Source organism: Blautia sp. 1033sp1_1033st1_G9_1033SCRN_220408, assembly GCF_040929965.1.
Taxonomy (GTDB): Bacteria; Bacillota; Clostridia; order Lachnospirales; family Lachnospiraceae; genus Blautia_A; species Blautia_A ammoniilytica.
Window position 1 is genome coordinate 73,818 of the sequence record NZ_JBFKZO010000016.1, and the last position, 13,418, is coordinate 87,235.

14 protein-coding genes and 1 pseudogene are annotated in these 13,418 nt (G+C 40.3%); 14 read left to right on the top strand and 1 reads right to left on the bottom strand.

The window, feature by feature from the left end; all coding sequences use genetic code 11:
* Nucleotides 1-13 precede the first annotated feature (13 nt).
* The 11 genes and pseudogenes from gmd to AB5916_RS12115 all read left to right on the top strand — a co-directional run bounded on the left by gmd (nucleotide 14) and on the right by AB5916_RS12115 (nucleotide 10,213).
* Nucleotides 14-1,045 (top strand): GDP-mannose 4,6-dehydratase, encoded by a 1,032-nt coding sequence (gmd, locus tag AB5916_RS12065; RefSeq protein WP_368191078.1) that lies wholly within the window; start codon nucleotides 14-16, stop codon nucleotides 1,043-1,045.
* A 100-nt stretch (nucleotides 1,046-1,145) separates the two neighbouring features.
* Nucleotides 1,146-2,099 carry a GDP-mannose 4,6-dehydratase gene (locus tag AB5916_RS12070; protein ID WP_368191080.1) on the top strand — a complete coding sequence of 318 codons (954 nt, stop codon included), beginning with the start codon at nucleotides 1,146-1,148 and terminating at the stop codon, nucleotides 2,097-2,099.
* Between the two features lie 5 nt (nucleotides 2,100-2,104).
* Nucleotides 2,105-4,429, top strand: a complete 2,325-nt coding sequence (locus tag AB5916_RS12075; RefSeq protein ID WP_368191082.1) for a type I phosphomannose isomerase catalytic subunit — start codon at nucleotides 2,105-2,107, stop codon at nucleotides 4,427-4,429.
* Nucleotides 4,430-4,479: 50 nt separating this feature from the next.
* Nucleotides 4,480-6,210: a phospho-sugar mutase gene (locus AB5916_RS12080; protein WP_368191084.1), complete on the top strand. Its 1,731-nt coding sequence runs from the start codon at nucleotides 4,480-4,482 to the stop codon at nucleotides 6,208-6,210.
* 155 nt (nucleotides 6,211-6,365) lie between these two features.
* The gene (locus tag AB5916_RS12085; protein ID WP_368191086.1) at nucleotides 6,366-7,184 is read left to right on the top strand and encodes a hypothetical protein; all 819 of its coding nucleotides are present in this window, start codon (nucleotides 6,366-6,368) and stop codon (nucleotides 7,182-7,184) included.
* 205 nt (nucleotides 7,185-7,389) lie between these two features.
* Complete coding sequence (locus tag AB5916_RS12090; RefSeq protein WP_368191087.1) at nucleotides 7,390-8,394, top strand: Rpn family recombination-promoting nuclease/putative transposase; 1,005 nt, start codon at nucleotides 7,390-7,392, stop codon at nucleotides 8,392-8,394.
* A complete protein-coding gene (locus AB5916_RS12095) occupies nucleotides 8,372-8,686 on the top strand; it encodes a hypothetical protein (protein ID WP_368191089.1) in 315 nt (104 codons plus the stop codon). Before AB5916_RS12090 ends, AB5916_RS12095 begins: the two co-directional genes overlap by 23 nt.
* Before the next feature lie 9 nt (nucleotides 8,687-8,695).
* Nucleotides 8,696-8,878, top strand: a complete 183-nt coding sequence (locus AB5916_RS12100) for a hypothetical protein (protein WP_368191090.1) — start codon at nucleotides 8,696-8,698, stop codon at nucleotides 8,876-8,878.
* Nucleotides 8,879-8,890: 12 nt separating this feature from the next.
* Nucleotides 8,891-9,127, top strand: a pseudogene (locus tag AB5916_RS12105) (NAD(P)/FAD-dependent oxidoreductase); the annotation flags it as partial.
* Nucleotides 9,128-9,177: 50 nt separating this feature from the next.
* The gene (locus tag AB5916_RS12110) at nucleotides 9,178-9,306 is read left to right on the top strand and encodes a hypothetical protein (protein ID WP_368191092.1); all 129 of its coding nucleotides are present in this window, start codon (nucleotides 9,178-9,180) and stop codon (nucleotides 9,304-9,306) included.
* Nucleotides 9,281-10,213, top strand: a complete 933-nt coding sequence (locus AB5916_RS12115; protein WP_368191094.1) for an iron-containing alcohol dehydrogenase — start codon at nucleotides 9,281-9,283, stop codon at nucleotides 10,211-10,213. The genes AB5916_RS12110 and AB5916_RS12115 overlap by 26 nt, the downstream gene beginning before the upstream one ends.
* Nucleotides 10,214-10,270: 57 nt before the next feature.
* Here the strand turns inward: AB5916_RS12115 and AB5916_RS12120 are convergent, their stop codons facing one another.
* Nucleotides 10,271-10,696: a helix-turn-helix domain-containing protein gene (locus AB5916_RS12120; protein ID WP_368191097.1), complete on the bottom strand. Its 426-nt coding sequence runs from the start codon at nucleotides 10,694-10,696 to the stop codon at nucleotides 10,271-10,273.
* A gap of 144 nt (nucleotides 10,697-10,840) precedes the next feature.
* Between AB5916_RS12120 and AB5916_RS12125 the strand changes: the two genes are divergently transcribed.
* From AB5916_RS12125 to AB5916_RS12135, 3 genes are all read left to right on the top strand, one after another.
* Nucleotides 10,841-11,554 carry a serine/threonine protein kinase gene (locus tag AB5916_RS12125; RefSeq protein WP_368191098.1) on the top strand — a complete coding sequence of 238 codons (714 nt, stop codon included), beginning with the start codon at nucleotides 10,841-10,843 and terminating at the stop codon, nucleotides 11,552-11,554.
* 19 nt (nucleotides 11,555-11,573) lie between these two features.
* Nucleotides 11,574-12,821 (top strand): zinc ribbon domain-containing protein, encoded by a 1,248-nt coding sequence (locus AB5916_RS12130; RefSeq protein WP_368191099.1) that lies wholly within the window; start codon nucleotides 11,574-11,576, stop codon nucleotides 12,819-12,821.
* Nucleotides 12,822-13,037: 216 nt separating this feature from the next.
* The gene (locus AB5916_RS12135) at nucleotides 13,038-13,394 is read left to right on the top strand and encodes an Ig domain-containing protein (protein WP_368191102.1); all 357 of its coding nucleotides are present in this window, start codon (nucleotides 13,038-13,040) and stop codon (nucleotides 13,392-13,394) included.
* The last annotated feature ends 24 nt before the right edge of the window (nucleotides 13,395-13,418 follow it).

Consider the following 13,418-nt stretch of genomic DNA (forward strand, 5'->3'; position numbering starts at 1 on the left):
AAGGAGAAAAAACATGAAGAAAGCACTGATAACCGGAATTACAGGACAGGATGGTTCATATCTGGCAGAACTGCTGTTAGAAAAAGGATATGAAGTTTATGGGATTATGCGTCGAAAAAGCGTAGTGGATTATGGAAATGTGGAGCATATCAAAGAAAAAATCCATTTTATTTATGCGGACATGACAGATCCTATTTCACTGATCACTGCTATGAGGATTTCACAGGCAGATGAAGTCTACAATCTTGCCGCACAGTCTTTTGTGGCAACCAGTTGGGAACAGCCACTTGCAACTGCAAATATTGATGCTTTGGGTGTTACAAATATGCTGGAAGCCATTCGTATTGTTAAGCCAGAAGCGCATTTTTACCAGGCCTCTACATCTGAAATGTTCGGACTTGTACAAGAAATGCCTCAAACAGAAAAAACACCATTTTATCCACGTAGCCCTTATGGAGTAGCAAAATTATATGGACACTGGATTACCAAGAACTACAGGGAAAGCTACAATATGTTTGCTTGCAGCGGTATTCTGTTCAATCATGAAAGCGAACGGCGTGGAAAAGAATTTGTGACAAGAAAAATTACAGATGCAGTTGCCAGAATAAAATTAGGAGTTCAGGAATACGTAGAACTGGGAAACATGGACTCTAAACGAGATTGGGGACATTCCAAAGATTATGTAAATGCAATGTGGCTAATGCTTCAGCAGGACGCACCAGATGATTATGTGATTGCAACGAACGAGACAAGAACTGTGCGTGAATTTGTTGAGACTGCGTTCAGACATGTAGGAATCGAGATCGAATGGCAGGGAAAGGGAATTGACGAGGTAGGTAAGAATAAATCAAATGGTAAAGTTGTTGTTAAAGTAAATAAGAACTTTTTCCGCCCGGCAGAAGTAGATGTACTTTTGGGAAATCCGGAAAAGGCTGAGATAAAATTAGGCTGGACAAGAGAAATTTCTTTTTCAGAACTTGTAGAGCGTATGGTTAAGAATGACCTGGAACTTGTAGAAAAAGAGATAAAAGTAAATGCATTATAAATAATAATCCGGGCGATTATATGGATGAACCTGTGAAAACAGTGTTCGTCCGTTATGCGCCCGTATTTTGTCTTATGACAGATCGAATGTGGAGAAAAGAATGAAAAGAGCATTGATTATAGGGGGAGCAGGTTTTGTCGGGAATTATCTGGCAAGACAGCTTGTAGACATAGATGGATATGAGACTGCGGTTACAAAAATGCCACAGGAAGTGTGCCAGATTCCGGGAGTAGAGGTGTTTGACTTGAATATACTGGAAAAACAGGCTATATATGCTTTATTAAAAGATTACAGACCAGATTATATCTTCCATTTAGCAGCACAAAGCTCTGTTTTTGTGTCCTGGAAGAATCCAGAACTAACAATTGATGTGAATATAAAGGGAAGCGTAAATGTGCTGGATGCAGTAAGAATGCTTGATTATCAGCCAAGGATTCTTCTGATCGGATCAGGTGAGGAATATGGGCATGTTTTGCCTGATGAGATCCCAATTGATGAAGATAATAAGGTACGTCCGGGAAACATTTATGCAGCAACTAAGGTATGCCAGAATTTAATCGGGAAAATATACTCCCAGGCATATAATATGGACATCATGTCTGTAAGGGCATTTAATCATATTGGGCCGAACCAGAGTCCGATGTTTGTTGTAGCTGATTTTTGTAAACAAGTGGCAGAAATTGAAGCAGGAAAATCAGAACCCGTAATCTACGTGGGAAATCTGAGTGCAAAAAGAGATTTTACAGATGTACGTGATGTTGTTAAAGCATATAGCCTGTTGATCAAACATGGGAAAAAGGGCGAGACATATAACGTAGGAAGCGGAAAAGCTGTTTCTATAGAAAATATTCTGGATGCAATATTGAAACTTTCATCCGAAAAAATTGCAGTGAAACAGGATCCTGCGAAAATGAGACCAGTGGATGTACCTATCATAGAAGCTGATGTTACAAAACTGGTTGATTGTACCGGATGGAAGAGGAAAATTCCGTTAAGTTGTACATTGGAAGAAACTGTGGATTATTGGAGAAACCGGTTAAGGAGTGAGGAGTAAAACAAATGAAATGCCTAGTATTAGCGGGTGGAAAAGGGAACAGTCTCTGGCCGTTATCCAGAGAGGAATATCCGAAACAATTTATCAGAATAAAGAATAATCATTCTTTGTTCCAAGAAACGATTGCCAGGAATATTCCCTTTTGTGATGAATTTTTGATTGCTACCACAACAGATTACTATTTTATTGTTGAAGGTCAGATGAAGGAGTTTCAGGGATTGAAATACAGGTGTATCTTAGAAGAAGAGGGAAGAAAAACCTGTCCTGTTACAGCTCTTGTATGTATGAAACTGAATCCTTCAGAATTGGTTTATGTGGTATCTGCAGATCAGGTTATTCAGGGAAGCAATTACAAAGAGGCAGTTATGCAGGGCTGTGCCCTTGCTAGGGATGGGAAACTGGTTACATTTGGCATGGAAGTTCTGTTTCCCTATACCGGATATGGCTATATCAGGAATCATCAAGATGATGTACTGGAATTTAAAGAGAAACCAGATGCAAAGCTTGCACAGGCATATTACAAAAGTGGTGAATATCTGTGGAATAGCGGGAATTTTCTATTTTGTGCTGGAGACTTTTTAAATGAATTAAAGAAAACTGCGCCGAATGTATATACGGAATGTGAAAAAATAAGACAGTCCTTTAAAATGGACAGAAATATCAGTACTCTGTCTTTGGAGTTGATGAAAGCGATAGAACAAAGTTCATTGGAAAAAGCTGTTTTTGAAAAATCTGACTGTGTCAGTGTAGTGAAGGCATCTTTTCACTGGTGGGATATAGGAAACCTGGATGTTTTGTCTGCATATGTAAGGGATGAAAAGCCACAAAACACAATCTGCGAAAATTGTGAAAATGTAAGAATCATTAATCAGACAGACCGTCAGTTAGTGGTTGCGAATAATATTAAAGATATAATGGTCATTAATACAGAGGATGCGTGTTATATAGCAGGTCCGGGCAGTACATCTATGATTAAACCTATCATGAGAAAATATCCGGAATATAAAAGCTATTTTGAAAAGAACAGGACGGTTTATAGACCCTGGGGAAAATATGAAATACTTAATTATACTTTAAATTATAAAGTAAAAAAAGTATATGTTTATCCTGGAAAGACGCTGACGACACACAGACATTTGTATCGGAGTGAACAATGGTCTGTTGTACAGGGAGAGGCTACTGTCCAGTTAAAAGATTGTACCAGGGTTCTTCCTCTTTACAGCAGCATTTTGATTCCGGCTGGAGAGTATCACACTTTATCAAATCATTCTGCGGAGACTCTGATTGTGATGGAGGTGTCCTTTGGCAGCCAGGTAATTGAAGAAGATACGGAGAAGGCTGGAGAAGCTGTGATTCCACGGGATAGTGGTGAGAATATTATACGTTTGGAACCTGCATTTAAAGATTATCTGTGGGGTGGAACCAAACTTCGAGATGTATATGGCAAGGAATGTGATTATCAGATCATTGCAGAAAGCTGGGAATTATCGGCTCATGAGGCCGGACAGAGCCGGGTGGCATCAGGCATACATAAAGGAATGCTTTTTCAGGAATATCTTCATCTGATTGGAGAAGAAGCATTGGGATGGAAGTGTCATGCGTTTGAAAAATTTCCATTGCTGATTAAGTTTATTGATGCGAAAAATCAGTTATCTGTTCAGGTACATCCGGATGATGATTTTGCACTTCTTAATGAAAATGAATATGGTAAGAATGAGATGTGGTATATTCTGGATTGTGAACCGGATTCCTTTATTTATTTTGGGCTTAAGAGAGATGTATCTCAAGAGGAATTACGGCAAAGAGCTTTGAATAATACCATTACGGAAGTGCTAAACAAAGTGATGGTGAAACCGGGAGATACCTTTTTTGTAAAATCCGGAACGATTCATGCTATTGGAGCAGGGGTATTGATTTGTGAAATTCAGCAGAATTCTAATTGCACCTATCGTTTATATGATTATGGACGAAGAGATAAATATGGGAATTTACGAGAATTACATTTAGATAAAGCAATCCATGTAGCGAAAACCGAAAAAATAGATTTAGAAAATATGCATTTTTCAGAGACTTCGCAGAATGGTTACAAACAGAAAAAACTGTGTGAATGTAAATATTTTACAAGTGTTTTATATATGACTGATGAGCAGGCCGAAATTCAAGGCAATGAAGCATCTTTTTTATCCATTGTGGTACTGAAAGGCAAAGGGAAAATAGGAACAGAATCAGAAACCTTATATTTTAAGCCTGGGGACAGTTTTTTTATTCATGCCGGAAAAAGAAAAATAGAAATTCAGGGAGCCTGTGAATGTATTGTGACCAGTTTGTAGGTTGTATGTTCGTACATGCTGGAGATAGTGAGTGAAAGAGGTAAATAAAAATGGATTACAAAGAACTTTATAAAAAATGGTGTACAGACAGTTATTTTGATGAGAGTACCAGAAATGAATTAAAGAAAATAGCAGATCAGGAAAATGAAATTCAGGATCGATTTTATCGTCAGTTGGAGTTTGGAACAGGTGGACTTCGTGGCGTTATTGGTGCAGGAACAAATCGAATGAATATATATACTGTTCGTCTGGCAACTCAGGGATTTGCGAATTATATTATTCAGCAAAACGGACAGGAGAAAGGGGTTGCCATTGCTCATGACTCAAGGCTCATGTCTCCGGAATTTGCCAGAGAAGCAGCAAAATGTTTAAATGCAAATGGAATAAATACATATTTGTTTGAAAGTCTGAGGCCAACACCTGAACTTTCTTTTGCAGTACGCAAATTGGGATGTATTGCAGGGATTGTGATCACAGCAAGCCATAATCCACGGGAATATAATGGATATAAGGTGTATTGGGAGGATGGCGCGCAGATCACACCGCCTCATGATAAAAACATTATGAAAGAAATTGGAAAGGTGACAGAGTTTTCCATGGTAAAAACTATGGAAGAGGATGATGCCAGGGTTAAGGGATTCTTTCATGTAATAGGCACGGATTTTGATGATTTCTATTTGGAAGAATTAAAAAAACAAAGTGTTCATCCGGAGATGATCAGAGAAAGCGCAGGGGATATGAAAATTGTTTATACCCCTCTTCACGGTACTGGCAATGTCCCTGTACGCCGGGTATTGAAGGAACTGGGATTCAAACATGTTTATGTGGTTGAAGAGCAGAAGTATCCGGATGGAACATTCCCAACAGTTGCTTATCCTAATCCAGAGGATGAGAAAGCCTGGACACTTGCACTTGCTCTGGCAGAAGAAAAGGATGCAGATATTATTCTTGCTACAGACCCTGATGCGGATCGGTTGGGTGTTTATGCAAAAGACGCAAAAACAGGACGATATGTAAGCTTTACCGGAAATATGTCCGGAATGTTAATCGCTGAGTATATTTTAAGAGAACGTACAAGAATGGGAACATTACCGGAAAAGGCTGCGTTAGTAGAAACGATTGTTACTACAGATATGGCAAAGGCAATTGCAGAGGAATACCATGTTGCACTTATAGAAGTGCTTACTGGATTCAAGTATATTGGTGAGCAGATTCGTATTTTCGAGGAAACCGGTTCTTATAATTACGTTTTTGGCCTGGAAGAAAGTTATGGATGTCTGGCGGGAACCTATGCACGAGATAAGGATGCTTGTGTGGCTGTCATGATGCTGTGCGAAGTTGCTGCTTATTACAGAACTCAGGGAAAAACACTGTGGGATGCGATGGTGGATATGTATGAGAAATATGGATATTACAGAGAAGGGCTTGCTACAATTACATTGAAGGGAATTGATGGTGCGGAAAAGATAGGTAAAATTATGGAAGGATTCCGAAAAGAGCCACCAAAGAAAATGGGAGATTTTAAAGTTCTAGCAGTCAGAGATTATTTGGAAGGAAAGAGAAAAGATTTGGCGGATGGAAAAGAACAGGTGTTAAATCTTCCAAAATCAAATGTAATGTACTATGAGTTGGAGAATCAGGCATGGTGTTGTGTACGACCTTCAGGAACAGAGCCTAAAATTAAATTCTATTTCGGAGTTCGAGGAGATTCTCTTGAAGATTCAGAGCAAAAGTTGAATAAGCTAAAAACAGATATGGAAAATATAAGTGCGAACGTATGAGCAAAAAACTGTGTTAATATATTGGAATTTCCGTAAAAGGAGATGTTTGAAGATGCACAGCTGAAGTTGTTGGCTGCGAACGCAGTGCTTCCGGTGATCGTGTATGGTGATATTGTCCTTACCGGTTTTAAGGAATCAGAATGGAGTGAGGGGTTATGAAAATATATTTCAAAAAAATAGGATGTTCATTGCTGGTACTGTTTGCAATGCTTGTTTTTATGCCATTTACAGCCCATGCATATGCATTTAACAAAACTGTTGATATGCAGAAAATTGCAGAAGGAAAGTATTTCTTCAATGGGGAAGATATGGCTGATTATTCTAATATAGAGGATTATGTGGTATATCATAAATTTTCAGTGTCCAAAACAGCACTGATTGAGATTTATGGAGACTCTTACTATTTCGCAGGATCATATTGGGCTGATAAAATGCATGGGGACTTTGCACTTTGTAATAGTGACAAGAAAGTGATCATGAATATCAAAGATTACAGTGAAAGTGAAAAAGAGGATAAGCATGGTTATTGGGATTATTCTTATTTTCTGGTAAAGCCTGGAACTTATTATCTCAGATATATTGGATTTGATGGATACAAACTTCATCTGGATTACAAATATTGTTCCCGGAAGCCTGCAACTTCAAAAAATAGAGCGAAGCCTGTAAAAGCTGGGAAAAGCGTTTCTTGCTTTTTCTATCAGAATGAGAAAAAAACGCATTGGTATAAGCTGAAGCTGACAAAGAGAAAGAAGATCAAGCTGAGTTTTACTTCGTATGGTACAGGAGCAATGTGGATATATCTGATAGGACCGGGAATTCGTACAAAAGATTCCTATATGTGGAGTTATGATACTACATATACGGACTGGATGGGGGATAAATATGAGCACAGCCTGGAGCCAGGGACCTATTATCTGAAGGTTGTGAGGAAGAAACCATCTGTTTCAGGAATGTATTCAATTAAATGGAAATAGATAAAAGGTACGCATTCCTAGATTTCTGATCTGTCAATGGGGGATTTTCTAAAAATACTATTAAAAACTTATGAAATGGATTTCATACATTTTCCGTATATTTTTCTTTCGGAACAGGAAACAGTATGTTATCCTATATATATCATAAGAGATTTTGATTTACATAAGCTCTTCTGAAAAACAAATCATAGAAGGTGGTGAATCCATGGGAAGAAAGGATATCATCACAAAAGAGTACATGGAAGACACAGTGGTCTTTGCGGATGTGTTCAACCATATGATTTACCAAGGAGAAAAGGTCATTGACCCTAAGAATTTAAAGGAACTGGATACGGCCAGTGTGGTGATCCCTTATGGAGCTGACGGGGCGGAGGTGCCTTATCAGAAATACCGGGATGTGTTCAAGATTCTGTGTGCGATGGAGGATGAAAATGCGGTGTATCTGCTCCTGGGAGTGGAAAACCAGTCAAATGTTCATTACGCAATGCCAGTGAAAAACATGGTTTATGATTCTCTGGAATATGCGACACAGGTACAGAAAGCGGAGTCTTCCCACAGAGAGGCATTGCGGAAGAAGAATCCAAAGGAGAAGAAACCGGATCCGGCAGAGTTCCTTTCAGGCTTTTACAAGGAAGACAGATTGCTTCCAATCATAACCGTTGTGGTGTATTTTGGAGCAGATAACTGGGAGGCACCAAGGTCTCTCCATGAGATGCTGGTAGTGCAGGATGAAAAGATTTTGTCATTGGTTCCGGATTATCGAATCAATCTAATTGCACCAGGGGAAATGAGCGAAGAGGAGCTGGAGCACTTTACCTCTAATTTTCGGGAAGTGATGCAGTTCATTAAGTATTCTGAAGATGCAGAAAAACTGGAAAGGCTTGTGAAAGCGAACGCTGCATTTGCAACTGTGGACAGAAAAGCTGTTCGAGTGATGGAGGAGATGACGGGAATGAAGATAGAAAAGGAAGCCAGGGGAGAAAAGGTGAATGTTTGTAAAGGGATACTTGGCATAGAGGAAAAGGGAAGAGCAGCTGGAAGAGAAGAAGGAAGAGCAGAAGGAAGAGCAGAGGGAGTGTCTGCCGGGATACAGCGCGAGCAGAAGCTTACAAGATCCCTGTTAAGAGATAATCGGCTTGATGATTTGAAACGGGCACTTGATGATCCTGCGTTTCGCCAAAAGCTTTGTGAAGAGTACGGAATTGATTAGGGGACATGGTTCAGTCATCACAAAAGAGTACATGGAAGACACAAAGGTCTTTGCGGATGTGTTCAACCATATGACTTACCAAGGAGAAAAGGTGAATGTTTGTAAAGGGATTCTTGGCATAGAGGAAAAAGGAAGAGCAGAAGGAAGAGCAGAGGGAGTGTCTGCCGGGATACAGCGCGAGCAGAAGCTTACAAGATCCCTGCTAAAGGATAATCGTATTGAAGATTTGAAGCGGGCGCTTGATGATCCTGTGTTCCGTCAAAAGCTTTGTGAAGAGTACGGAATTGATTAAATCACATCCATGAATGGTCCCAAGAGAAGCTGTGGGGGTACTGCAGAGGCAGACTTTTATGGACATCAGACAAAGCATGTCTCCTTTGTATTTGGCGGTTCTTCCGGCCTGGAGAGGTATAATAAGGATAACGGAACACCGGTAAATTCATCCAAAACAGCACCTTGTATCTGCCGTGGAATCATGAAGTAATTTCCGGATCTTGCCAATGCCAAGATCGTAAGGACCTGGGCAGGCTGGATGGATGCTTCCTCAGATGGCGCCCCATCCCTTGGAACAGTGGATGAAATCCCAGGATTGTACGTGGCTTGTGCTTTTAACGGCCATGGTTTTGGTATTGCACCGGCAGTGGGAGAACAGCTTGCAAAGCTTATTGTCACAGGAAAAACAGATGTGGATATCCAGGCCTTACATTATGACCGGTATAAGGCAAAGATTTAACTGTTTTGTGATTTTGAAGAAATAGATGCAGGATAAAGAAGGAGATCAGAATGAATAATTTCACATTTCATATCCCAACAGATATCAGATTTGGTAAGGATCAGATACAGTGTCTGCCTGAAGAACTGGCAAAATACGGAAAGAAGGTTTTGCTTGTATATTGGTGGCGGGAGCATTAAAAGGAGTGGCCTTTATGACAAGATCCGGGAGCTTCTTAAGGATTTTGAAGTGTCAGAACTGCCCGGGATAGAACCTAATCCAAAGCTTACCTCTGTGGAAAAGGGAACTGCGATCTGCAAAGAAAAGGGGATACAGGTCATATTGGCTGTGGGAGGTGGAAGTACCATCGATACATCTAAACATATCGCAGCATCAGCCTGTTATGATGGCCAGCCCTGGGATCTGGTTAAGGACAGAAGTCTTGTGGCAGGAGCGCTGCCTGTTGCAGTGGTTCTTACAATATGTGCTACCGGTTCTGAAATGAATTCCGGAGCAGTCATTATTCTTTCCTACGTAATGGAGCAGTATTTCCAGCCAAATGATGAGGCCTATATTACAGATGTGCTCAGCGAGGCAGTAATGAAAACCGTGGTGAAATATGCACGCAAAGCAATGGATGAGCCGGAAAATTATGAGGCCAGATCTAATCTGATGTGGGCATCAACAATCGGGTTAAATCATCTGCTTACTGTAGGAAAAGGTGGAGCCTGGAGCGTTCATCCCATTGAGCATGTGCTTAGTGCTTATTATGACATCACACATGGAGTCGGGCTTGCCATACTGACACTTGTGTGGATGGAATATGTTTTGTCTGATAAGACAGCACCTCGATTTGCAAGATTTGCAAGAGAAGTATTCGGAGTAGGGGAAGCTGATGACAGAAAAGCAGCCAGGCTTGGGATTGAAAAGGTCAGACAGTTCAATCGGTCCCTTGCAATGCCTTCCACTCTTTCAGAAGCAGGAGTATTAGAAGAAAAATTTGATGAGATGGCAGCGGAAGCAGTAAGGACCAGCGGAATCGTCTCAAGAGCTTATGTAAAGCTTCAGGTACCTGATGTAAAAAATATCTTAATGAACTGCAAATAAGAGCCACGCTCTTCTGCGCTTTTCATTCCTGCATCCCTGTGATTTCAGGATATGAAATCAGAACAAGGTTTCCTCATTTTCATCAAACAATTTATCATTGATCTCAAAAAGCCCAAGACCATGTTGCAGCCCATAATAAATGATCGCATCCCGTTTCAGTTTTGGATAAAGCTGAGCCATGCCGCACAGCTTCAACAGCTCCTGGGCTTCCTCTATGCTTGCACCCAGACCGTAACACAGGCATAAAAGACGGTTCCTGGAGGGATTTCTGCGGCCTGCAAAAATCTGGTGCAAATAAATCTCACTCATTCCTGATTGTTTGGCAAGTGCAGCCTTTGAAATATTTTTCTTTTCAAACAGCTGGTTTAATAATTCAGCGATACTTTTATTCACAAATAAATTCTCATTCTTAGTCAGAAAACGTGCCAGATCTGGTGAATCCATAAGCTCTTGCTGCAAATGATCTGTGGTTCTTTTTTTCATTGTCCGTACCTTTACAATAATTTTATTATAAGTTACAATTCTTTTAACAATACATATAACTTTAAATGTACAATAAATTGATAAAAAAAACAATATGCACATGGAATAGTAACAGAAATATATGCACATGGCATAGTGACAGGGATGGAAACAATGAATCTTTATGACAATCTTCTGGAAGCAGTCCATTATGAATATGATACTATCAGATTTTTTAAAAAAAGTGAACAACGGGAAGTTTCTCTTGTGCGTCACAAAAGCAGTGGCACTCTGTATGTTTTTAAGCATTTTTCAGGAAATAGTGAGGTATATCGAAGGCTTCTTGCCATATACTGTCCCAATTTGCCGCAGATTATGGAAGTTGGTGAGAAGGAGGGCAGGACAGCTCTTTTGGAGGAGTATGTACAGGGAGATAATCTGGGGGAACTTCTGGAAGGAGGCCTTCTTACAAGCAGAGAGGCAAGACAGATCACCAGGCAATTATGTTCGGCTTTGTGGGTGCTCCATTCTATGGGTGTAGTACACAGGGATGTAAAACCAGAGAACATTATCATACGTGGAAAAGAAGCAGTTCTCATTGATTTTGATGCTTCCAGGATCTATAAAAACAATAACCGGGAAGACACACAGATCCTTGGCACTACCGGATATGCAGCACCTGAACAGTATGGTCTGTCACAATCTGATGGGCGTGCAGATATTTATGCGCTGGGCATTTTGCTTAATATTATGCTTACCGGAGAGCATCCATCACGAAAGCTTGCTGGTGGCAGAATGGGAAGGATCGTACAAAAATGTACAATGGTCAGTCCGGAAAAAAGATACAAAAGTATTCTTCATCTGATGGAGATTTTATAAATAACAAGAGGGAAAATCAATGAGTAAAAAGTGTATAAAATGCGGACAGCTGATACCAGATGAAGCATCCTTTTGTCCGCATTGTACAGCAGTTCAGGCAGAAAAAAAGGAGATAAAACCACCCAGACGATGGAAGAAGAAAGCGTTGATCATTCTGACCATTCTGATTCTGAGTGCAGTTGTGGGGACTGTTTTTTTAATGCATCACAAGCCCCAAAAATACGAAGGCGGCGCGCAGATCGTTTATCAGGATAAAGATAAGTCATATAAGGTTCTGCTGACTTTTTCCCAGGAAGATGGTGTGACAGGACATGCACAGGGAGAGCGTACCGATACACTGTCTGAGGGGATGGACAGTGCCCTGCCTTGTCAGCTGTATGTTCTTGATCAGAAAACCGGGAAGCTGGCATGGGAAGAATTTACACAAAAGGTTAAGTCCTGCCAGGTAAATACAAAGCCTTATGAAAATTCTCAGAAGATGGAGTTTGTGGAACCAACTCATAATGAAAGCTTTCCAGATGCAGCATATGTATCGGATATCCTTTTTCATGCGGACAGCGGCACCAATGACATTGAATGGATGCTGACTATGGAAAACGGAGATACGATTTCCCTACGTACAAAGCTTACATTGGAAAAGCAGAAAGCAGTTACTTATTATTTCGAGGATACCCCGATGGAAACAACCGATCAATTAAAGGCGCTGTTGGCTTCCATTGAGGAAGAGGTGCCATCAGATACCACAGTATATCTTCATCTTCCGGCAGTGACCTATGATGGAGATATTGTTTTCGGAGATCATGTATGGGGGATTTATGGAAGCACAGAAGAGGACATCACCACTACCTTTACCGGAACCGTAAGTATGAGAGGAATGAATGGAAATTATGCTGATATATCCGGCGTACATTTTGCTGGAAATTCAGGAACCGGTCTGAATGCGTATTGTCTGGTACTTCTTTCCCAGTGCAGCTTTGACGGATGGGATACTGCAGCGTTTGCACAAAATGGGGCATGGGTCAATGCAATGGATTGTACTTTTACAAATAATATAACAGCATTGAAATTTAACAGCAGCACTTCTTATGGTTCTGCTCCAAACTATTTAAATAATACGTTTACTGATAACGGAACGGCTGTCTGTATCAACAATCTGCCGGGAACAGAAGTGCTTGATTTTGCAGGAAGCATATTCTCAGGAAATGATACAGACATTGACAATAAAGCGGAGCATCCTGTAGATACAGCTAAGGCAGCTTTTCAATAATATGCAGATGAATAGTTTCCGGCAGGAGTGCAAAGATGTGCAGCAAAATCAGGCCGCTGGTTCATGAGGCACCTCCTGCAAGACGAATTACGATACTATGCAGCAGGGTAATTGTGTTTGAAAATGTTAATATTTATAATAGAAATGAATGCCTGATTCAGGCAAAAAATATAGTATATCATTATGGGGGAAAGAGAAATGAAGAGATTCAAAAAAATGTCAATAGTACTGCTTCTTGGCATGCTGGTGAGTATGCTGGCCATGCCGGTTTCAGCCAAGGCAGCAGCGCTGAACAGGAAAAGCATTACCTTGAATGTAGGTAAAAGTTATAAGTTAAAGGCAAAGGGAATCAAAAGGAAAATCACCTGGACAAGCAGTAAAAAGAGTGTGGCAACGGTTTCCAAGACCGGAGTTGTAAAGGCGAGAAAGAAGGGAACAGCTGTCATCACCGCCAAATACGGAAAGAAAAAACTTACATGTAAAGTAACAGTTAAAAAGCCGGTGAAAGGTGTTAAATCATATTTTAACATAATATATAGCAAGAATTCTCCTTCCTCTACAGGTGGGAGATGAATTGCATAAAAGCAAAAAGAACAC